The sequence below is a fragment of the Streptomyces sp. NPDC026673 genome, assembly GCF_040638135.1.
Classification (GTDB): Bacteria; Actinomycetota; Actinomycetes; order Streptomycetales; family Streptomycetaceae; genus Actinacidiphila.
The window spans coordinates 23,957-43,329 of the sequence record NZ_JBEZXR010000058.1; the positions used below are offsets into that span (position 1 = coordinate 23,957).

The 19,373-nt window shown below is 73.1% G+C and carries 19 protein-coding genes; 8 read left to right on the top strand and 11 right to left on the bottom strand.

Translation table 11 applies throughout. From position 1 onward, the window contains the following. Positions 1 to 6: 6 nt before the first annotated feature. Genes AB0F62_RS30725 through AB0F62_RS30735 form a run of 3 tightly spaced genes read right to left on the bottom strand, consistent with a single transcriptional unit; the run spans position 7 to position 2,623 of the window. Positions 7 to 1,200, bottom strand: a complete 1,194-nt coding sequence (locus AB0F62_RS30725) for a thiolase family protein (protein WP_361806485.1) — start codon at positions 1,198 to 1,200, stop codon at positions 7 to 9. Continuing rightward, complete coding sequence (locus AB0F62_RS30730; RefSeq protein ID WP_361806488.1) at positions 1,197 to 1,853, bottom strand: CoA transferase subunit B; 657 nt, start codon at positions 1,851 to 1,853, stop codon at positions 1,197 to 1,199. Before AB0F62_RS30730 ends, AB0F62_RS30725 begins: the two co-directional genes overlap by 4 nt. Next, positions 1,853 to 2,623 carry a CoA transferase subunit A gene (locus tag AB0F62_RS30735; RefSeq protein ID WP_361806491.1) on the bottom strand — a complete coding sequence of 257 codons (771 nt, stop codon included), beginning with the start codon at positions 2,621 to 2,623 and terminating at the stop codon, positions 1,853 to 1,855. Before AB0F62_RS30735 ends, AB0F62_RS30730 begins: the two co-directional genes overlap by 1 nt. Positions 2,624 to 2,759: 136 nt before the next feature. On the opposite strand from AB0F62_RS30735, the gene AB0F62_RS30740 reads away from it, so the two are divergent. Both AB0F62_RS30740 and AB0F62_RS30745 read left to right on the top strand, forming a co-directional pair. Further along, positions 2,760 to 4,421, top strand: a complete 1,662-nt coding sequence (locus tag AB0F62_RS30740; protein WP_361806494.1) for an IclR family transcriptional regulator C-terminal domain-containing protein — start codon at positions 2,760 to 2,762, stop codon at positions 4,419 to 4,421. Positions 4,422 to 4,593: 172 nt separating this feature from the next. Then, complete coding sequence (locus AB0F62_RS30745; protein WP_361806497.1) at positions 4,594 to 6,516, top strand: M48 family metalloprotease; 1,923 nt, start codon at positions 4,594 to 4,596, stop codon at positions 6,514 to 6,516. Here the strand turns inward: AB0F62_RS30745 and AB0F62_RS30750 are convergent. Together AB0F62_RS30750 and AB0F62_RS30755 are read right to left on the bottom strand one after the other, a co-directional pair. Beyond that, on the bottom strand, positions 6,402 to 6,854 hold the full coding sequence (locus AB0F62_RS30750) for a nitroreductase family protein (RefSeq protein ID WP_361806500.1): 453 nt from the start codon (positions 6,852 to 6,854) through the stop codon (positions 6,402 to 6,404). The genes AB0F62_RS30745 and AB0F62_RS30750 overlap by 115 nt on opposite strands. A gap of 18 nt (positions 6,855 to 6,872) precedes the next feature. After that, entirely contained in the window at positions 6,873 to 8,264 is a 1,392-nt protein-coding gene (locus AB0F62_RS30755; protein ID WP_361806503.1) for a peptidase C39 family protein, read from the bottom strand. A 290-nt stretch (positions 8,265 to 8,554) separates the two neighbouring features. Here AB0F62_RS30755 and AB0F62_RS30760 point away from each other — a divergent pair, with 290 nt between their 5' ends. Then, positions 8,555 to 9,727 (top strand): sialidase family protein, encoded by a 1,173-nt coding sequence (locus AB0F62_RS30760; protein WP_361806506.1) that lies wholly within the window; start codon positions 8,555 to 8,557, stop codon positions 9,725 to 9,727. Positions 9,728 to 9,764: 37 nt separating this feature from the next. Continuing rightward, a complete protein-coding gene (locus AB0F62_RS30765) occupies positions 9,765 to 10,034 on the top strand; it encodes a chaplin (RefSeq protein ID WP_361806509.1) in 270 nt (89 codons plus the stop codon). Between the two features lie 97 nt (positions 10,035 to 10,131). Here the strand turns inward: AB0F62_RS30765 and AB0F62_RS30770 are convergent, their stop codons facing one another. The 3 genes from AB0F62_RS30770 to AB0F62_RS30780 are packed head-to-tail and all read right to left on the bottom strand — an operon-like array spanning position 10,132 to position 13,417. Further along, a complete protein-coding gene (locus AB0F62_RS30770; protein ID WP_361806512.1) occupies positions 10,132 to 11,229 on the bottom strand; it encodes a low specificity L-threonine aldolase in 1,098 nt (365 codons plus the stop codon). Then, positions 11,208 to 11,972 carry an SDR family oxidoreductase gene (locus AB0F62_RS30775; protein WP_361806588.1) on the bottom strand — a complete coding sequence of 255 codons (765 nt, stop codon included), beginning with the start codon at positions 11,970 to 11,972 and terminating at the stop codon, positions 11,208 to 11,210. Before AB0F62_RS30775 ends, AB0F62_RS30770 begins: the two co-directional genes overlap by 22 nt. Positions 11,973 to 11,998: 26 nt before the next feature. Continuing rightward, positions 11,999 to 13,417: a DUF6421 family protein gene (locus tag AB0F62_RS30780; protein ID WP_361806515.1), complete on the bottom strand. Its 1,419-nt coding sequence runs from the start codon at positions 13,415 to 13,417 to the stop codon at positions 11,999 to 12,001. A 228-nt stretch (positions 13,418 to 13,645) separates the two neighbouring features. On the opposite strand from AB0F62_RS30780, the gene AB0F62_RS30785 reads away from it, so the two are divergent. Then, positions 13,646 to 14,341 (top strand): glycerophosphodiester phosphodiesterase family protein, encoded by a 696-nt coding sequence (locus AB0F62_RS30785; RefSeq protein WP_361806518.1) that lies wholly within the window; start codon positions 13,646 to 13,648, stop codon positions 14,339 to 14,341. Between the two features lie 19 nt (positions 14,342 to 14,360). Here AB0F62_RS30785 and AB0F62_RS30790 read toward each other — a convergent pair whose 3' ends face one another. Then, a complete protein-coding gene (locus AB0F62_RS30790) occupies positions 14,361 to 14,906 on the bottom strand; it encodes an N-acetyltransferase (protein WP_361806521.1) in 546 nt (181 codons plus the stop codon). 40 nt (positions 14,907 to 14,946) lie between these two features. After that, positions 14,947 to 15,783: a hypothetical protein gene (locus AB0F62_RS30795; RefSeq protein ID WP_361806524.1), complete on the bottom strand. Its 837-nt coding sequence runs from the start codon at positions 15,781 to 15,783 to the stop codon at positions 14,947 to 14,949. 74 nt (positions 15,784 to 15,857) lie between these two features. On the opposite strand from AB0F62_RS30795, the gene AB0F62_RS30800 reads away from it, so the two are divergent. Further along, complete coding sequence (locus AB0F62_RS30800) at positions 15,858 to 16,244, top strand: VOC family protein (RefSeq protein WP_361806527.1); 387 nt, start codon at positions 15,858 to 15,860, stop codon at positions 16,242 to 16,244. A gap of 34 nt (positions 16,245 to 16,278) precedes the next feature. Here AB0F62_RS30800 and AB0F62_RS30805 read toward each other — a convergent pair whose 3' ends face one another. Next, complete coding sequence (locus tag AB0F62_RS30805; RefSeq protein WP_361806530.1) at positions 16,279 to 17,748, bottom strand: PLP-dependent aminotransferase family protein; 1,470 nt, start codon at positions 17,746 to 17,748, stop codon at positions 16,279 to 16,281. Here AB0F62_RS30805 and AB0F62_RS30810 point away from each other — a divergent pair. Both AB0F62_RS30810 and AB0F62_RS30815 read left to right on the top strand, forming a co-directional pair. After that, complete coding sequence (locus AB0F62_RS30810) at positions 17,747 to 18,652, top strand: DMT family transporter (RefSeq protein ID WP_361806533.1); 906 nt, start codon at positions 17,747 to 17,749, stop codon at positions 18,650 to 18,652. The genes AB0F62_RS30805 and AB0F62_RS30810 overlap by 2 nt on opposite strands. 102 nt (positions 18,653 to 18,754) lie before the next feature. Beyond that, the gene (locus AB0F62_RS30815; protein ID WP_361806536.1) at positions 18,755 to 19,333 is read left to right on the top strand and encodes a DUF5134 domain-containing protein; all 579 of its coding nucleotides are present in this window, start codon (positions 18,755 to 18,757) and stop codon (positions 19,331 to 19,333) included. The last annotated feature ends 40 nt before the right edge of the window (positions 19,334 to 19,373 follow it).

Below are 19,373 nucleotides of genomic sequence, written 5' to 3' on the forward strand. Positions count from 1 at the left end.
GGTCTCCTACCGTTCCAGCACCAGGGCGAGACCCTGCCCGACCCCGATGCAGAGGGCGGCGAGGCCGGTGCCGGAGCCCGCGGCCGCCAGCTGGTGGGCGACGGCGCCGGCGATGCGGGCACCGGAGGCGCCGAGCGGGTGGCCGACGGCGATGGCGCCGCCGCGCGGGTTGACGATCGACGGGTCGAGCTCGGGCCATCCGGCGAGGCAGCCGAGCACCTGCGCGGCGAACGCCTCGTTGAGCTCGAAGGTGGTGAGGTCGTCGAAGCTCTTCCCGGCCTTGGTCAACGCCCTGCGGACGGCCTCGACCGGCGCGAGACCGAAGTAGTCGGGCTCGATGCCGGTGACGGCCGATGTGCGGATGCGCGCGAGCGGTTCGCGGCCGGTGGCCTTCAGGCCCTCCTCGTCGACGATCAGCAGCGCCGCCGCACCGTCGTTGAGGGGTGAGGAGTTGCCCGCGGTGACGGTGCCCCCGTCCTTGCGGAAGGCGGGCTTGAGGCGCGCGAGCGCCTCCATGGAGGTGTTGTCGCGGATCGTCTCGTCGCGGAGCAGGTCCACGCCGTCGACGGGGACGACCTCGGCCTCGTACAGGCCGTCCTTCCACGCGCGGGCGGCCTTCTCGTGGCTGGCGACGGCGAAGGCGTCCTGCTGCTCCCTGGTGATGCCGTGCCGGTCGGCGATCAGCTCGGCGCTCTCGCCGAGCGGGATGGTCCACTGCGGATTCATCCTCGGGTTGACCATGCGCCAGCCGAGAGTGGTGGAGTAGAGCTCCTGGTGGCCGGCGGGGAAGGCGCGTTCCGGCTTGGGCAGCACCCAAGGGGCGCGGCTCATGGACTCCACGCCGCCGGCGATCGCCACGGAGACATCGCCGACCGCGACCGCTCGAGCGGCCTGGATCACGGCCTCCAGGCCGGATCCGCACAGCCGGTTGACGGTGGTGCCGGGCACGGTGACGGGCAGTCCGGCGAGCAGGGCGGCCATCCTGGCGACGTCGCGGTTGTCCTCGCCGGCGCCGTTGGCGTCGCCGAAGAAGACGTCGTCGATGCGGGCCGGGTCGAGCTCCGGCGTACGGGCGACCAGCGCGGCCACGACATGCGCCGCGAGGTCGTCGGGGCGCACCCCGGAAAGGGCGCCGCCGTACTTGCCGACCGGTGTGCGGACGGCGTCGACGATGTACACCTCACGCAGCTGCCCGCTCATCGGGCGCTCCCTTCTGCGGCGACGGCGACACGCACCGGGGCCGCGGTCTTCTCCAGGATCTCCTCCGTGGTGACGCCGGGGGCGGTCTCCACCAGGACGAGTCCCTCGTCGGTGACGTCGAGGACGCCCAGGTCGGTGATGATCCGGTTCACGCAGGCCCTGCCGGTGAGCGGCAGGGCGCACTCCTCGAGGATCTTGGGGCTGCCGTCCTTGGCGGTGTGGGTCATGGTGACGATGACGCGCCTGGCCCCGTGCACCAGGTCCATGGCGCCGCCGATGCCGGTGACGAGCTTGCCGGGGATGGCCCAGTTGGCCAGGTCGCCGCGGGCGGAGACCTGCATCGCGCCCAGCACCGCGGCGTCGATGTGGCCTCCCCGGATCATCCCGAAGGACAGCGCGGAGTCGAAGAACGCGGCGCCGGGCAGCACCGTGACGGTCTCCTTGCCCGCGTTGATCAGATCGGGGTCGACGTCCTCCTCGTACGGGAAGGGGCCGGTGCCGAGGATGCCGTTCTCGGACTCGAGGATGACCTCGACGCCCGCCGGCAGGTGGTTGGGGATCAGCGTCGGCAGGCCGATGCCGAGGTTGACGTACTCGCCGTCGCGCAGCTCCAGGGCCGCGCGGGCGGCCATCTCGTCTCTCGTCCAGGCCATCAGGCCCGCACCTCCCTGGCGGTGACCGTACGGAACTCGATCTTCTTGTCGGCGGCCTGCTCGGGGGTGAGCGCCACCACGCGCTGGACGAAGATGCCCGGCAGATGCACCTGATCGGGGTCGATCTCGCCGGGCTCGACCAGCTCCTCTACCTCGGCGACGGTGATCCGGCCGGCCATCGCGGCGAGCGGGTTGAAGTTGCGCGAGGACTTGTTGAAGACCAGGTTGCCGTGGCGGTCGCCCTTGGCGGCCCGTACGAGGGCGAAGTCGGTGGTGATGCCGCGCTCCAGGACGTACTCGACGCCGTCGAAGTCGCGCACCTCCTTCGGCGGGGAGGCCAGCGCCACACCGCCGTCGCCGTCGTAGCGCCAGGGCAGACCGCCCTCCGCGACCTGGGTGCCGACTCCTGCCGGGGTGTAAAAGGCGGGGATGCCGCACCCGCCGGCGCGCAGCCGTTCGGCGAGGGTGCCCTGCGGGATCAGCTCGAGTTCGAGCTCGCCGGCCAGGTACTGGCGTGCGAACTCCTTGTTGGCCCCGATGTAGCTGCCGGTGACGCGGGCGATGCGGCGCGCGGCGAGCAGGACCGCGAGGCCCGAGTCCAGGGCGCCGCAGTTGTTGGAGACGACGGCGAGCCCGCCGACGCCGGCGTCGTAAACGGCCTGGATCAGCGTGTCGGGCACGCCGCTCAGGCCGAAGCCGCCGACCGCCAGCGACGCACCGTCCCCGACGTCCGCTACGGCCTCAGCGGCCGAGGCGACCACCTTGTCCATTCCGCGCCACCCTCTTGTTCGTCCAGTGAACTTTAGTTCACAATTGCCTGTGCCTGAGTCTGATCCCCTGGCGCCCGCTCTGTCAACGTCCCCGGGCGGTACGGTTTCGACGACATATCGCCACGCTGGAGTGCTGATGACATCGCTGACCACCGCCGCCGCTCCCCCGCCGCAGGAGGCCGTCGGCCCTCTCGTGCGGGGACTGGCCGTGCTGCGCCGGCTCGCCGCGTCCGACGGCCGGTGCCCGGTCGGCGATCTCGTGCGCGCCACCGGCCTGGCGCGGTCCACGGTGGACCGGGTCGTCAGCACGCTCGTCCGCACCGGATACCTGCGGGTCGAGGGCCGCGACGCCGTCCTCGCCCCCCGCCTGATGGAACTCGCCAACGCCTATCTCGCCGCGAGCCGCTACCCCGACCTGCTGGGACCGCTCGCCGACGCCCTCGCGGACGGCTTGGACGAGTCCGTGTCCATCGCCGTGCCGGACGGCGACGGGATCCGCTTCGTCCACCAGGCGACCCGGCGCCGCGCGATGTCCCTCACCTTCCGCATCGGCGACCAGCTGCCGGCCGAACGCGGCGCCCCCGGCGCGCTCTTCGCCGGCCGCTGGGACGACGCCGGCTGGGAACGCTGGCGCCGACGCCGCGCGGAGGACCCGTTGGACACCGGCTTCCCTGCCCTGCCGCGCGGGCACGGGGACGCCGCCGCCTCCTTCGAGGAGCGGGTCGCCGCCGCCCGTGCGCACGGCTGGTCCGCGGACGACCAGCTGATCGAACCGGGTCTGATCGCCATCGCCGTGCCCGTACGGGACGCGGCCGGGGAGCCGGTGTGCGCGGTGAGCGTGGTCAGCCACACCAGCAGGCACAGCGCCGAGTCCCTGCGCGAGGCCGTGCTGCCCCGGCTCCGGGAGACGGTCGCGGCCATGGAGGAGGCGCTGTCCCGGCCGTGCGCCGCCCCCGCCCCCTCCCCCGCCGGCGGGTCGCCCGCCGCGTGGACGCGGGCCTCCAAGCAGGAGCTCGGCCCGGAGTTCGTGGAGTCCCTGGCCCGCGGCCTCGCGGTGCTGACCGCCTTCGGCGAGGGGCGCGCGGAACTCCCGCTGACCGCCGTCGCCGAGGCCACCGGCCTGGCCCGCGCCACCGCCCGGCGCTCCCTCATCACGCTGGAACACCTGGGTTACGTGGCCTCCGAGGGACGCCTCTTCCGCCTCACGCCGCATGTACTGGAGCTGGGCTGCGCCCACCTGTCGCGGCTGACGCTCCCCGAGATCGCCCAGCCCCATCTGGTCGAACTGGTGGAGGCCGTCCACGACTCCGCGTCGATGGCGGTCCTGTCCGGCGAGCAGATCCAGTACGTGGCGCGTGTCCCCACCGTGCGCATCATGAGCGTCAACATCACGGTCGGCACCCGGTTCCCCGCGTACGCGACCGCCATGGGCCGTGTCCTGCTGGCGGGGCTGCCCCCGCGGGATCGTGCGGCCCATCTTGCCCGCACGGACCTCACCCGGCTGACCCGGCACACCGTCACGGACGCACCGCGCCTGGAAGGCGTCCTCGACCGGGTCGCCGCGGAGGAGCACGCGCTGGTCAGCGAGGAACTGGAGGAGGGCCTGCGCTCCATCGCCGTTCCCGTCCGCGACCGCGGTGGGCGGGTGGTGGCCGCGGTCAACGTCTCCATGCACGCCAGCCGCCGCTCCGTGGAGCAGTCCCGGTCCGAACTGCTGCCCCCGCTGCGTCAGGCCGCCGCGCGCATCGGCGAGGAGCTGTGCGTGGTGGGCCGCTACGCGCGGGTGGGGATCGGCTGAAAGCCGGGGCCCCTCGGGGTTCCGGGCTTGTCGGCGGCCGGCCACGACGCCGGCCGCGGGGCCTGTGGACAACCCGGCCACTCCGATGGCGAGTGTGCCTGTGGACAACTGGTCCGCGCCGTCGGAGAGCGTGCATCATCGAATGACACGGGGGACGCGAGGGGGGTTGGCGATGAGCGTGGTGTGGGCGTCGTTACGGGCGCTGCTGGCGATCACGCTGCTGGCGGGGCTGGTCGTGCTGATCGGGGGGCTCGGGCTCGGCGTCGTGGCACTGCTGGTCTTCTTCCTGCTGGCGGCCCGCGAGGGCGAGGTCGAGCTGGCCATGCGCGGCGTCGTCGTCATGGCGGCCGCCGTGCCCCTGCTGCTGAGCATCGGCCAGGGGCTGAGCGCGATATCGCGGTCGGCGCCCCTGCGCGCGGACGCGGTTCCGGTGTCCCGCGAAGAGTCCCCCGCGCTGTGGGAGTTGGCCACCGGCATCGCCTGGCGCGTGGGCGCGCGCCCGCCGGACGTCCTGCTGCTGACCTCGGACGCCAACGCGTCCGTGGCCGAGGACGGGGCCGCGCTGGGGCTGCTGTCCGGGCAGCGGCGGCTGTATCTGGGCCTGCCCCTGCTGGCCGGCCTCACGCACGCGGAGCTGAGGGCGCTGCTGGCCCACGAGTTCGGCCACTTCTCCCATCGGCACACCCGCTTCGGGGCGATGGCGTACCGATGCGACGCGGCGTTGGCCACGACGCTCGGGCAGTGGAACACCGGGACGAGGTGGTTCTCGCTGCCGCACCTCGTGGTGCGGGGCTCCGTGCGGCTGTACGCACTGGTCTTCCACTGGCTCACCCTCGCGGTACGGCGCCACCAGGAGCTGGAGGCGGACCGCACGGCGGCACGCCTGGCCGGGTGGGAGGTGACGGCGTCGGCGCTGCGGGCGTCGCACGGCACAGCGGTGGCGTGGCGGAGGTTCCAGCGCGACTGGCTGGACCCGGCCGCGCTCACCGGCATGCACCCGGACAACCCCTACCTGGCCTTCCGTGCCCTCCTCGGTGAACTGGGGGTCCGGCGCATACCCGTGGCCGACGACCGCACCCGTGCACGGCGACGCGATTCGCATCCACCTCTCGGTCTGCGGCTGCGCCGGCTGGAGGCTCTCGGCGTCCCGCCCGGGGAGGACGACGGCGGAGGAGCGCTCCGGCTGCTTCCCGGGGACACCGGGCGCGTGATCGAGGAGCTGCGCGGCCCGCCGGCCCGCAGCATGACCACCATCCCGTGGGAACGCTGGATCGAGCTCTCCGCCAACCGCGTCGCGGGCACGCGCGCCTGGGATCTGCTGCGCGCCGCCTCCCGGGCGACCGGAGAGCGGCACCCGGGGCTGGACACCGTGCTGCGGTTGCTGGCGGAGGACGGACTGACCCGGCTGGAAGCGGAGTTCGACGGCGCTCGCGAGGATCTCGAGGAGGCGCTCTACGCGTTGGTGGGCCACACCTTGCTCCGGCAGGGGCGGGCCTCGTGGGTTCCGCGCTGGGGCGGCGGCACCCGCCTGGTGTGCGACGGCCTGGCCGACGAGGGGCTGCGCGCCCTCGTCGCGGAAGCCCTGTCGCGACCGCCAGAACTCGACCGGCTGCGAGTGCACCTCAGGCTCCTGGATGTGAACCCGGACCGCTCCGGGCCGCCCGATCCCGCCAATCCCTGGATCGAGGAGGTGGAAGACGACGTGAAGGAGGCGTCGTTCCAGGGATGGCACTTCACAACGGTGGTGGATCCCGACGCGGAGGCGCGGCGGAAACGCCAGGCGTCCCTCGTCTTGGGAGTGGCCGCGGCCGCCATCTTCGTCGGGATCATCGCCGCGAGTGGCAGCGAGGAGACGACCACGCCGCCCGGTGGGGGGCTGCGCTGCCCCTACGTCGACGGCGTCCTGGACTGCTCGCCCCTGTTCCCCGCCGCGACCCCCTATCCGCCGGCCCAGGACTGGCGGACGGCCCTTCCCAGGTACTATCCGACCTCCCTTCCGTCCCTGCGCCCGGTCCCCAGCCTCAGCTTCCCGCTCCGCCCGCTTCCGAAGACCTCCGACTTCCTGCGGCCGCTGTCGCCGAAGCCGTCACGCTGAGCACAAGGCCGGCGGCTCGCCCTATCCGCGGGCGGAGAAGGTCTCTCCCAGGGTGCGCCGCTCGCGCGGAGCGACCTCTCGGGCCCGCGGTTTCGCCTCCGGGAGAAATGCGGGCGAGGCGAGGGCGCCGACCGTGTCACGAGCGCCGACGCGTCGCCCGCCCATCGCCGGTTGATGCCGATGAGCGCGTCCTGGACGGCCTTGGACGTCCGGTCATCGCGCCGCCCGACGAGGAAGCGCCACGGCTGGGCGTTGTTCGCCGACGCGGACCGGCGGGCGGCCTCCGGCAGCGCGGCGAGCCGGGTGTCCGTGAGCCGGTGCTCCCACCGCCGCGACACCGGGCCCCGGCGGGCGGGTCAGAGCACCCCGATCCGCTGAAGCGCCCGGTACTGCGGGCCCGAGGGCCGCAGCGGCCAGTACAGGTAGCACACGCCGCCCGTGCCGCTGCGCAGCTGCCCGTCGGCGGTGTAGCGCTTCGTCCTCAGCCAGATCGTTTCGAACTGCGAGCGCTTGTAGACGCGGCGGACCGAGGCGTCGTCGGGGCTCGCCGGGTCGTTGGCGATGACGTCGCCGTCGGCGGTGAAACCGACGACGCACATCAGGTGCCCTGAGGTCCCGTAGCCCGCGCCGTCCAGCTCGGCGGCGAGGAAGGACTGGGACGTTATCACCGGGATGCCGGCCCGGATGAGCGACTCGACCTCGTTCAGTCCGCGGAGCCGCGTGATGACGGCGACCATGTCGCGGTAGGTGGCGGCGTAGGCGGCGTTGAACGGCCAGTTGCCGCAGCCCTCGTACTGGCTGTCGTAGGTGTACCGGGCGGCGTGGTCGACCTGGGGGTCGGCGTAGGAGGGGTCCACCCAGGCGAGGTCGGCGGTGGTCGGCCTGCGGCCCCAGTACTCGATGACCATCTGGGAGCCCGTGGGGCTGCACCATGCCTCGCCGCCGTTGTCGTACTGGGGGTACTGGCCCTTGTGGATCTCCTGCGAGTAGCGCGGCACCGGCAGTTCGATCCCCCTCCCCACGCCGGGGACGGAGGCCGGCACCGTGAACCGGTCGGGGATGTCGGAGGCCATGGCGCCGAGCCGCCAGACGGTGGGCGTGACCCGCGAGCCGGGGGTGCGCAGCAGGGTGAGCCGCAGCCGGTACGAGGCGAGCCGCAGGCCGCCGGCGGGATCGTCGACGGACAGGGTGTCGGTCCACACGCTGCTCCTGCCGTCGCTCTGGTCGTCGACGGAGGTGCGCTTGATGTCGGCGTCGCCGGAGGCCCAGCGGCCCATGACGTACCAGGGGGTCCGGCTGCCGTCGGTGTAGGTGGCGCACAGCTCGATCTGGATCCAGGTACCGGGCGGCGTCCGGGCGTTCCAGGAGGCGACGATCTCGGTCGCCGGGTGCCGCGGAGTGTGCTCGGGGGAGGTCCAGGTCGCCGTCTCCCAGGTCGCGGTGGTCCGGGTGTGCGGGTCGGTGTACTCCAGGGTGCCGGTCGGGCGGAGGATGGCCACGCCGGGGCGCGGGCCGGGGACGACACCGGTGCCCGAGCCGTCCCCGCGGTGCCAGTCGGTCCACCGGGTCCAGGCGTGGTAGTCCACGGGAGCCGCGGCGCCGTCGTGGGAGTGGTCCCCGCCGCCGCCGTCGGCCAGGTCGCACGCCTCCGCGTCGGACGCGGCGAACGCCCGCGGGGTGGTCGTCGCCGCGGCGGCTGCCGCGATGGCGGCGGCCAGCACCGTACGACGCGGTGTCGGTCGGGTCATGGCGGGTGTCCCCCTGTCATGGGCATGGACGACAGGTGCACAACTATCGCTCCACGCGGGCCTTTCGACCAGCGCCCCGGAAAGATCCGGGCATATTCATTGGTCGATACCTCTGACACAGGGAAAGGCGGGACCCGGCTGACCGTCAAGCATATCCCCGCCGTTTCGAGCTAATTCCTCATATTGAACTACCGGAGAAACGGCAAACGGAGTGTCATATCGCGACTCGGGCGAACCGATGAGAATGTGACGCCGATGGCCGACATCACGCCGCCCCGGAGGAATTCCCGATGACATGCGCCGCCGCGCGGGGCAGACGCGCGCTGGCCGGCTTCGCCCTGCTGCTCACCGGCGCGACCGGGTGGCAGGCGCCCGTCGCCGAGGCGGCCACGCCCCTCCCGGTCGCCTGCACGACCTCGGTGCCCTTCCGCTCAGGGACCGAGGGCTACCACACCTTCCGCATCCCCGCGGTCGTGCGCGTGGGCGAGGCCACCGTCCTGGCCTTCGCCGAGGGGCGCCGCGACTCGGCGGCCGACGACGGCGACATCGACGTCGTGCTGCGGCGCTCCCACGACGGAGGTTGCACCTGGGAGGCCCTCCAAGTGATCGCCGACGCCGGCACCGAGACCTTCGGCAACCCGGCCCCGGTGGTGGATCCCCGCACCGGACGCGTCGTGCTGCTGATCTGCCGCGACACCGGCCCGGAACGGCTCGTCCACGAACTGCACAGCGACTCGGGCGGCGCCACCTGGTCCCCGCCCCGCGACATCACCTCCCAGGTCAAACCCGCCAACTGGCGCTGGTACGCGACCGGTCCGGGACACGCCATCGCCTTGCGCCACGGGCCGTACGCCGGGCGGCTGCTGGTACCGGCCAACCACACGGCGGTGCTGGCCGGCGGGACGGTGCACGGTGCCCACGCGCTCTACAGCGACAACGGCGGGCAGGACTGGCACATCGGTTTCGTGCAGGCGCTCCCCGGCGACTGGCTCAACCTCAACGAGAGCACCATGGCCGAGCTCCCCGACGGCCGGATCTACGTCAACAGCCGTGACGACCGCGGCCTTTCCCCGGCCACCCGCGCCGACGCCCACAGCCCGGACGGCGGGCTGGGCATCACCGGCGTCTTCCGGCCGCAGGACGCCCTCGATGGCCCCGAGGTGCAGGGCAGCGTCCTGCCCACCCATGACGGGGCACTGTTGTACTCGGGCCCGGCCGATCCGCGCGGACGCAAGCGGATGACCCTCAGGGTCAGCCGCGACGGCGGCGCGTCCTGGACGCCCGAGCCACCCCTCAGCACGCTCCCCGCGGCCTACTCCGACCTCGTCGAACTCGGCGACGGCACGGTCGGCCTGCTGTACGAGACGGGACTCACCTCCCCGTACGAGTCGTTGGCGTTTACGCGGTTGACGCAAGGACCGAACGGGTGGATTCCCACACCCGCAACTGCCCCGGGTCGTTGAGCAGGGTCCACACAGCGATTTCATCAAAGGAGAACGAATGATGCGCATCGCGAAGGCCGCGGCCCTGACCGCTGTCGCCGGCGCAACCGTCCTGGGTGCCGCCGGCGCCGCGGGCGCGACCGACCACGGTCGCGGCTACGACCACGGCGGTGCCTCGGCCAAGGCCGCCGCCGTCGGCTCGCCCGGTGTCGCCAGCGGAAACGTCATCCAGGTTCCGATCAGCGTGCCGATCAACCTGTGCGGCAACACGGTCAACATCATCGCGCTGCTCAACCCGGCGATCGGCAACGCCTGCGTCAACTCGTGATCCGGCGCCCTCACCAGGGCGCGACACGACACACCGAGGGGCGTACGGGAAATCCCGTACGCCCCTCGAGCTTTGTACAGCCTTGCCGAACGCCGATTCAGTCGGAGTGCGCGGCCATTTCCTCGGCCAGCGCCGCCGCGAAGGAATCCACGTCCTCCTCGGTGGTGTCGAACGAGCACATCCAGCGGACCTCGCCGGTGGACTCGTCCCAGAAATAGAAGCGGTAGCGCTTCTGCAGCCGCTCGCTGACCTCGCGCGGCAGCAGCGCGAACACCGCGTTCGCCTGCACGGGGCGGACGACGGTGACGCCCTCGACGGCGCGGACGGCCGACTCCAGGCGCCTGGCCATGGCGTTGGCGTGACCGGCGCTGCGCAGCCACAGGTCACCTGTGAGCAGCGCCTCGAACTGCACCGAGACGAAGCGCATCTTGGAGGCGAGCTGCATGGACAGCTTGCGCAAGTGCTTCATCGCCCGCACCCGTTCGGGGTTCAGCACCACGACGCATTCGCCCAGCAGCAACCCGTTCTTGGTGCCGCCGAAGGAGAGGACGTCCACCCCGGCGTCGGTGGTGAACTCCCGCAGCGGCACCCCGAGGGTGGCGGCGGCGTTGGCGATCCGCGAGCCGTCGAGGTGGACGGCGAGACCCCGCTCGTGGGCGTGGTCGCAGATCGCGCGGATCTCCTCGGGCGTGTAGCAGGTGCCCAGTTCGGTGGACTGCGTGATGGAGACGACCTGCGGCTGCGCACGGTGCTCGTCGTCGAAGCCCCAGGCCTCCCGGTCGATCAGCTCGGGGGTGAGCTTGCCGTCCGGGGTGGGTACGGCGAGCAGCTTGAGGCCGCCCATCCGCTCCGGCGCGCCGCCCTCGTCCACGTTGATGTGGGCGGAGGCGGCGCAGACGACCGCGCCCCAGCGCTCGGTCAGCGCCTGCAGGGCGACGACGTTGGCACCGGTGCCGTTGAAGACCGGGAAGGCCTCGGCCCGCGGGCCGAAGTGGCCGCGGAAGACCTCCTGCAGGTGGGCGGTGTACTCGTCCTCGCCGTAGGCGACCTGGTGGCCGCCGTTGGCGAGGGCGATCGCCGCCAGCACCTCGGGGTGGACGCCCGCGTAGTTGTCGCTGGCGAAGCCCCGGACCTCGGGGTCGTGGTGCCGGACCGCGTCGGTCGACGGTGCGGTCACGGGCGGGGTGTCAGCCACTGGCGGGTTCCGTTCACTTCCTCGGCGGGCCGGGTCCACACATCGGCGATGGCGTCGGCCAGGTCGGTCACATCGGTGAAGCCCGCGAACTTGGCGTTCGGGCGCTCCTTGCGCATCTGCTCGTGCACCAGCGCCTTGATCACCAGCACGGTGGCCGCGGCGGTCGGGCCCTGCTCCCCCGCGAGCTTGCGGAAGGAGTCGCCCATCGCCAGCGTCCAGGCCTCGGCGGCGGCCTTGGCCGCGGCGTACGCGGCGTTGCCGGCGGTGGGCTGGGAGGCCCCGGCGGCGCTGATCAGGACGTAGCGCCCGAAGGGGCTGGAGAGCAGCCCGTCGTGGAAGGCCAGCGAGGTGTTCTGGACGGTGCGGATGAGGAGCTTCTCCAGGAAGTCCCAGTCCGCCAGGTCGGTCTCCTGGAAGGAGGCCGAACCGCGCCAGCCGCCGACCAGGTGGACCATCCCGTCGATCCGTCCGTGCTCCTTCTCGATGCGGCCCGCCCACTCGCGGGTGGCGTCGAGATCCAGCAGGTCGACGATGTCCCCGGTGATGCCGGCGCCGCCGGCGTCGAAGCGGGCCAGGTCCACGGCCTCGGCGAGCCGCTCCGGATTGGCGTCCGCGGCGATGACCCAGGCGCCGGCACGGGCGAGCCGCTGCAGGGTCGCGCGTCCGGCGGGGCCACCGGCTCCCGCCACCGCGATCACGGCTCCGGCCAGGGGTCCCCTGGCCGCCTCGTTGGCTTCCGTCATCTCCGCCGCCTCCTCGCCTGGATCGGTCACGCGGCCACCTGGCCCGTGCCGTGGGCCGTGATGCCCTTGGTCGAGGCGATCACATCACGGAGCTTCTTGGCCAGGGCCTCGTAGAACATGCTGAGCGGAAACTCGTCCGGCAGCACGTCGTCCACGAGCTTCCGCGGCGGCTGGCTCAGGTCCAGGGCATCCGGGCCCTTGGCCCAGACCGAACCGGGGTGCGGCGAGAGGTAGCCCGCGACGAGGCCGTAGGCGGCGAACCAGTGCACGAGCTTGGGGCGGTCGATGCCGTCCCGGTAGAGCTTCTCGATCTCGGCGCACAGCTGGTTGGTCACCTGCGGGGCGCGCTCCCAGTCGATGTGGAGCTTGTTGTCCGTCCAGCGTACGGCGTCGTGCTTGTGCAGGTACGCGAAGAGCAGCTGGCCGCCCAGACCGTCGTAGTTGCGGACGCGGTCGCCGGTGACCGGGAAGCGGAAGAGGCGGTCGAACAGGATCGCGTACTGGACGTAGCGGCCCATGCCGTGGCCCTCGGACTCCAGCTTCACGGCCTCCTTGAAGGTCGTGAGGTCGCAGCGCAGCTCCTCCAGGCCGTACATCCAGAACGGCTGGCGCTGCTTGATCATGAAGGGATCGAACGGCAGGTCGCCGTGGCTGTGGGTGCGGTCGTGGATCATGTCCCACAGCGTGAAGGTCTGCTGGCTGAGCTCCTGGTCCGCCAGCAGTTCCTCGGCGTCCTCGGGAAGCGCCAGGCCCAGGGTCTCGACGGCGGCGCGGCTCACGGCGCGGAAGCGGGCGGCCTCGCGGTCGCAGAAGATGCCGCCCCAGGTGAAGCGCTCGGGCGCCTCGCGGACGGCCACGGTCTCGGGGAAGAGCACCGCGGAGTTCGTGTCGTACCCGGGGGTGAAGTCCTCGAAGGTGATCGGCACGAAGAGGGGGTTGTCGTAGCGGGTGCGCTCCAGCTCGGACAGCCACTCCGGCCAGACGACGCGCAGCGCGACGGCCTCCAGGTTGCGGTCCGGGTTGCCGTTCTGCGTGTACATCGGGAACACCACGAGGTGCTCCAGGCCGTCCTGGCGGTCGGCGGCGGGGTGGAAGGCCAGCAGCGAGTCCAGGAAGTCGGGGACCGCGAAGCCGCCCTCGGCCCAGCGGCGCAGGTCCACGACCAGGGCCTCGTGGTAGGCCTTGTCGTGCGGCAGGAGGGGGGAGAGCTCCTCGACGGCGCGGACCACGCGGTCCAGGGCGCCGTCGGCGACGGAACGCTCGGGCGCGCCCTCGGCGGAGAAGTCGATGGAGCCGTCCTTGTTCTGCCAGGGGCGGATCTCCTCCACCGCCTGCTTCAGGACCGCCCACGCCGGGTGACGGACGATGCCGCCGCCGGACACACCGGTCTCGCTGGTGGCTGCGCTGTCTATCGACGCCGCTGCCGGCGACAGAATTTCCGTCATGACCCCTCCTTCACTGAAGAACCTCTTGTCGCCCCACCGTATATACGGCAGCTTCTTCCGTTCAAGTGGAGCCGGAGGAGATTCTTCCGCTCGAGGAGCCCCGGACCGTGGATCTTCCTGTGTACGGCCGCGCCGTTCATCCCGGGTTCGGCCGTGTGCCACAAGGGACCGCTAGGCTGCGAAGTGTCCGTCGATCACGCGCAGCATCAGCACGGGAAGCGATCCGCCTTGAGTTTTCTCACCGTCGGCCACCGCGGTGTCATGGGCGTCGAGCCCGAGAACACCATCCGCTCCTTCGTCCGCGCCGAGCACGAGGACATGGACCAGCTCGAGCTCGACCTGCATCTGAGCAAGGACGGCGCGCTGATCGTCATGCACGACGTGAAGGTCGACCGCACCACGGACGGCTCCGGACTCATCGGCGACCTCACCCTGGACGAGCTGCGCGAGCTGGACGCGGGCCGCGGCGAGCGGATCCCGGTGTTCGAGGAGGTGCTGGACGCGGTCGCCAAGCCGATCCAGGCCGAGATCAAGGACGTGGCGGCGGCCCGGGTGCTGGCCGAGGTGATGCGCGAGCGCGATCTGGTCGAGCGCGTCGACGTGCTGTCCTTCCACGACGAGGCGCTCGCCGAGATCCGCGAGTGCCTGCCCGGTGTGCGCACCGTACTGGTCGCCCAGGGCCCCATGGGCTCGGAGATCGTCACCCGCGCCCAGGCGGTCGGCGCCGAGCTGGTCAGCCTGAGCCTGCGGCGGATCAGCCTGGCGCTCGTGCAGGAATGCCACCGCGCGGGGATCTCGGTGATCGCCTGGACCGTCAACACCCCCGCCGACCTCGCACTCGCGCGGGCCCTCGGCCTCGACGGGGTCGTCACCGACATGCCCGACGTCAAGCGCGCGGTCGAGGGCGGCCTCACCGACTGGTGAACCGCTCCCGGCGGGCGCGTCAGCCGAGCTTCTTCACCAGCAGCTCGAACGCGAGGTCCTCGCGGGTGGGCAGCCCGAAGCGGTCGTCGCCGTACGGGAAGGGGCTGGTCCGGCCGGTCCGCTCGTAGCCCCGGCGCACGTACCAGGCGATCAGGTCCTCGCGCTGCGTGATCACCGTCATGTGCATCTCGTCCGCGGCCCACTCCTCTCGGGCCAGGCGCTCCGCCTCGGCGAGCACCAGCTTCCCCAGACCGCCGCCCTGCAGGGCCGGACGCACGGCGAACATCCCGAAGTAGGCGTGCCCCTCGCGGTTCTCCAGCTGGCAGCAGGCCACGACGGCGCCGTCGGTCTCGACCGCGAGGATGAGGCTGTGCTCGCCCTTGATGACCGCCGCGACACCGGCGGGGTCGGTGCGCTGCCCTTCGAGCAGATCCGCCTCCGTCGTCCATCCGGTACGGCTGGACTCGCCCCGGTACGCCGATTCGATCAGCGCGACGAGGGCGGGGACGTCCTCGTCGGTCGCGGGACGGAAGACGGGGCGGGCGACGGGCTGTGCGGTCTCCATGGCGGGGGCGTCCTCTCGGCGGCGGCGGTTCGTCCCGAGGCTAGCCGGTCGGGCCGGGAGGCGGCACGAAACCCCTGGCCCGCACATGGCGCACGAACTCCCCGGGCGGCGCGCACCCCCGCCGGCGCACCCACTGCTCCCAGGCCAGGTCCCAGGTCCATGTGCCGTCGGTGACCCGCCCGAACCGGACCAGCTCGTACGGCCCCTGGGCCAGAGGATCGGGGCCGCCGCTCCCGGAAATGACGAGGATTCGTCCTCCCGCCAGGTAGTCGGCCAGCGGTTCGCGCAACTCCTCGGGCAGGCTGCCTGGCACCAGCTCCACCCGCCGCCCCCGGCCGCGTCCGGCCCGGACGGGAGCGGCGACGAGGACCCGCTGTCCCTGCGCGGCCGGGTTGGCGGGCCACCGGCGTCCCGGCACGCCGGGCACACGGCGCTCCTCCCGCGCGGGCGGTCCACAGGTCTCCAGGGTGACGGCGAACCCGCCTTCCCCCAGGCGGGCGGCGAGCAGCGCGGCCTCGACTGCCGTCCCCCGCTCCCCGTCCTCCGCGAGCGCGCGCAGCCGCCCGCGGGCCTCCGCGAGCGGCACGCCGAACAACTTGCGTACGGACATCAGGGCGCGCGCCCCGGCGTTCCCGGGCAGCGGCTCGGCGCGCAGGACCACCTCGCCGTGGGCGGCGATCAGCGCGGCGCGCACGTGCTCCGGGGCCGCGTCGCGCCCACCGCCCTCGTCGGCGTTGCCGCAGGCCGCGCAGGCACCGCCGACGCTCCAGTGCAGGACGCCGTCGACGGCGATCTCACCGGCGAGGTACCCGGCCTCCGCGCCGCAGCGCGAGCAGATCCGGAACATCGGGGCGATCGACGCGGGGCCGTGGTCCATGGTGGGCAGCCTCGCGCAGCCGGGGACGCCGTGTCAGCCGGTTTTCCCGGCCCCGCGTGGGTAGCTTCTGGGCCGTGACGAACGTACTGAGCAGCAGGATCCTGCTCCGGCCGACCGATCTCGAGCGGTCCCGCGCCTTCTACCGCGACGACCTGGGGCTCGCGGTCTACCGCGAGTTCGGGCCCTGGGAGGAGCGCGGCACGGTCTTCTTCCTCGGCGGCGGCTTCCTGGAGGTGTCGGGGCAGGCCGACGGCCCGCCCGCACCAGGGCTCCGGTTGTGGCTGCAGGTGGAGGACGTCACCGAGTGCCACGCGCGGTTCGCCGGGCGCGGGGTCCGCATCGTGCGGGAGCCCGTCCGGGAGCCGTGGGGGCTGGTCGAGATGTGGATCGAGGACCCCGACGGCGTGGCGATCTGCGTGGTGGAGGTCCCCGCGGACCATCCGCTCCGCTACCGCCCGTAGGCCCCCGCGGTCACGGCGCTCGCCGCGGCCGTGGTCACCCGGCGTCGTGGGGACCGCCCGTGACACCGGTCTCGGCACAGGCCGCCGCGAACCGCCGGACGCCCTCGACGATCTCCTCGGTGCCGCTGGTGTCGGCGAAGCTGAGGCGGACGTACGGGGCCGGGGCCTCGGCGGCGAAGTAGGGCCGGCCCGGGGCGACGGCGGTGCCGGCGCGCAGCGAGGCGGCGGTGAGGGCGGACTCGTCCGTGCCGTCGGGGAGCCGGAGCCACAGCTGGTAGCCCCCAGAGGGGGCACGGACGCCGGCGGCGAGACCGGGCAGTGCGTGGTGGAGGGCGGCGAGCATCGCGGCGCGGCGCTCACGGAGACCGGCGGAGACCGCGCGCAGATGGCGGGGCCAGGCCGGGGCGCCGACGAGTTCGAGCGTGGCCTCCTGGAGGGGGCGGGGCACGAAGAAGCTGTCGACGATCTGGATGGCGCGCAGCCGCTCCATGACCGGGCCCCGGGCGATCAGGGCGCCGACGCGCAGACTGGGCGAGGTGGGCTTGGTCAGCGAGGTGACGTGGACGACGGTGCCGTAGGGGTCGTCGGCGACCAGCGGCGGCGGCAGTTCGGCCCCGTGGCCGAGGCGCCGGGCGAAGTCGTCCTCGACGAGGAAGGCGCCGGCGGCGTGCGCGATCTCGGTGATCCGCCGGCGGCGGTCGGGGGCGAGGATGGTGCCGGTCGGGTTCTGGAGGAGCGGCTGGCAGAGGAAGACGCGGGCGCCGGTGGCGGCGAATGCCTCGGCGAGCAGGTCCGGGCGTACGCCGTCGTCGTCCATGGGGACGGGCACGGGCCGCAGGCCGGCGGCGCGGGCGACGGCCATGGCGCCGGGGTAGGTGGGCGACTCGACCAGCACCGGCGACCCGGGCGGGGCCAGCGCGCGCAGGGCGGTGGTGAGCGCGGCCTGGCCGCCCGCGGTGACCAGGACGTTGGCGGTGCCGATGGCGGCGCCCGGGCCGCCCGCCTCGCGGGCGAACCAGGCGCGCAGCGGCGTCAGCCCCTCCAGCGGTGGCCGTTCCCAGGCGCCGGGGCGGCGGGCGGCACGGGCGAGTGCGGCCCCGAGCGCCTGTTCGGGCTGGAGCGAGGGGTGCAGATAGCCGCCGTTGAAGGCGATGACCCCGGGCGGGGGGACGGCGAGGCTGGCGATCACGCCGGAGGCGTCGACGACCCTGGGCGCGGGTTCGCCGTGCTGGTCTTCGACGGTGAGGGCGACCTGCTGCCAGGAGGTGTCGACGGCGCGCGGCGCGCCGTCGCCTCGGTGGGCGCGATAGGCGCCCGCGCCGGGGCGGGTGACGACCAGCCCCTCGGCGGCGAGGGCGGCCAGTGCGCGGGAGACCGTGACGGGGCTGACGCCGAAGCGGTCGACCAGAGCACGGCTCGACGGCAGCTTCTCACCTGGGGAGTAGCGGTGAAGCTCGTTCCGCAGGGTGTCCGCGAGATTCCCTGAACTGCTACCGTCATTCATGACAGCACAGAATAGCGCTACTGCCCCTCCGTCGATAGCGGTCGGAAGCCGCACGCGTGGCACCGCCCTCGCCGGTCTCGGCGTCGCCGCCTTCTCCCTGACCTTTCCGGCGACGCACTGGGCGCTCACGGGCCTCGGCCCCTGGACCGCCACCACCGTCCGGGGCGTGCTGGCGGCGGCCGTGGCGGGTGCCTGCCTGAAGGCGGCGAGGGTGCCGCCGCCCGAGCGCCGGCACTGGGCGGGGCTGGCGGTCGTGGCGTTGGGCGTCGTCCTCGGTTTCCCCCTGCTGAGCACCCTGGCGCTGCGAACGACCGACACCTCGCACGCCGCCGTCGTCGTGGGCGCGCTGCCGCTGGTCACGGCCGCGCTGGCCGCCGTACGCGTCGGGGCGAGGCCGTCGCCGCTGTTCTGGTCCGCCGCCGTCACCGGAGGGGCGGTCGTGGCGGGCTTCGCCCTGTGGCAGGGCGGCGGCGCCCTCACTACGGGCGACCTCTTCCTCTTCGCGTCCCTGCTGGTCTGCGCGGCCGGCTACGTGGAGGGCGGGCGGCTGGCCTCGGTCATGCCCGGGTGGCAGGTGATCGGATGGGCGCTGGTCGGCGCGCTGCCGCTGACGGTGCCCGCGGCGGGGGTGGCGCTCGCCTTCGAGCCCGTGCACCTGGGCGGCCGGGCGGTGGCGGGGCTGGTCTGGGTCGCGGTGGTCTCGCAGTTCCTCGGGCTCATGGTCTGGTACCGGGGCATGGCCGCCATCGGGGTCGCGCGGGCCAGCCAGTTGCAGCTCGCCCAGCCACTGCTCACGCTGGTGTGGGCGGCCGCACTGCTCGGCGAGGACCTGGGTTCGCTCACCGCGCCCGCGGCGCTGGCGGTCCTGGTCTGCGTGGCGGTCACCCAGCGCGCCCGCAGCTGAGGCCGGTGAGGGCCCCGCCGCGCTCCCCCGGTACGCCCGTGCGCTGGAGTGTGCGCCGCCGGGTGCGGGCATCCTCCGCGCAGGAGCCGAAGGAGGCCGCTCATGCACGGACCGCCGGTGGTGGCCTGGCTGCTCGTGGTGCTGGGCGCGGCCACGGGGGCGTACTGCCTGTTCCGCATACGGCGCGGCTGCCCCGGCGCGGGGACCGGCGAGAGACGGGTGGCGCGCGCGGAGGCCCTGATGGGCATGGGCATGGCCGTGATGGCCTTGCCGGTGACCGTGCTCGATCCGCCGGACTGGCTCGCCGCGGCGTTCGGCCTGGTCTTCGGCGCCGCTGCGGTGCGTGCGCTGCTGCTGGCCCGGCACGGCGCCCACCATCTGCACCACGCGGTGGGCGCGGGGGCGATGGTCTACATGGCGGTCGCCATGGCGGAGGCGGGCGCCGCCGGCGCCGCGGCCCACGCGGGTCACACGCCTGCCGGCTCTCCGGCGCTGACCGGCCTGCTGCTGGCGTACTTCGCGATATACGTGCTGGCGGCGGGCGTCCGCCTGGTCTCGGCCCCCGTCGCCGCGACGGCGACGGCCGGGGCCGCCGTGCCGGTGGCGCACGCGCCCGAACTGGCGTCGGCGTGCCGCGTGTCCATGGCGATCGGGATGTTCGCGATGCTACTCGTCCTGTGACGGCCGTGAGGCGTACGTCACTTTCCCGTGGAAGACCGTA

Bases quoted from the DNA above. Each gene is read 5' to 3' on its own strand.
- AB0F62_RS30725 (WP_361806485.1), bottom strand. From the start codon at position 1,200: ATGAGCGGGCAGCTGCGTGAGGTGTACATCGTCGACGCCGTCCGCACA.
- AB0F62_RS30730 (WP_361806488.1), bottom strand. From the start codon at position 1,853: ATGGCCTGGACGAGAGACGAGATGGCCGCCCGCGCGGCCCTGGAGCTG.
- AB0F62_RS30735 (WP_361806491.1), bottom strand. From the start codon at position 2,623: ATGGACAAGGTGGTCGCCTCGGCCGCTGAGGCCGTAGCGGACGTCGGG.
- AB0F62_RS30740 (WP_361806494.1), top strand. From the start codon at position 2,760: ATGACATCGCTGACCACCGCCGCCGCTCCCCCGCCGCAGGAGGCCGTC.
- AB0F62_RS30745 (WP_361806497.1), top strand. From the start codon at position 4,594: ATGAGCGTGGTGTGGGCGTCGTTACGGGCGCTGCTGGCGATCACGCTG.
- AB0F62_RS30755 (WP_361806503.1), bottom strand. From the start codon at position 8,264: ATGACCCGACCGACACCGCGTCGTACGGTGCTGGCCGCCGCCATCGCG.
- AB0F62_RS30760 (WP_361806506.1), top strand. From the start codon at position 8,555: ATGACATGCGCCGCCGCGCGGGGCAGACGCGCGCTGGCCGGCTTCGCC.
- AB0F62_RS30765 (WP_361806509.1), top strand. From the start codon at position 9,765: ATGATGCGCATCGCGAAGGCCGCGGCCCTGACCGCTGTCGCCGGCGCA.
- AB0F62_RS30775 (WP_361806588.1), bottom strand. From the start codon at position 11,972: ATGACGGAAGCCAACGAGGCGGCCAGGGGACCCCTGGCCGGAGCCGTG.
- AB0F62_RS30780 (WP_361806515.1), bottom strand. From the start codon at position 13,417: ATGACGGAAATTCTGTCGCCGGCAGCGGCGTCGATAGACAGCGCAGCC.
- AB0F62_RS30790 (WP_361806521.1), bottom strand. From the start codon at position 14,906: ATGGAGACCGCACAGCCCGTCGCCCGCCCCGTCTTCCGTCCCGCGACC.
- AB0F62_RS30795 (WP_361806524.1), bottom strand. From the start codon at position 15,783: ATGGACCACGGCCCCGCGTCGATCGCCCCGATGTTCCGGATCTGCTCG.
- AB0F62_RS30810 (WP_361806533.1), top strand. From the start codon at position 17,747: ATGACAGCACAGAATAGCGCTACTGCCCCTCCGTCGATAGCGGTCGGA.
- AB0F62_RS30805 (WP_361806530.1), bottom strand. From the start codon at position 17,748: ATGAATGACGGTAGCAGTTCAGGGAATCTCGCGGACACCCTGCGGAAC.
- AB0F62_RS30815 (WP_361806536.1), top strand. From the start codon at position 18,755: ATGCACGGACCGCCGGTGGTGGCCTGGCTGCTCGTGGTGCTGGGCGCG.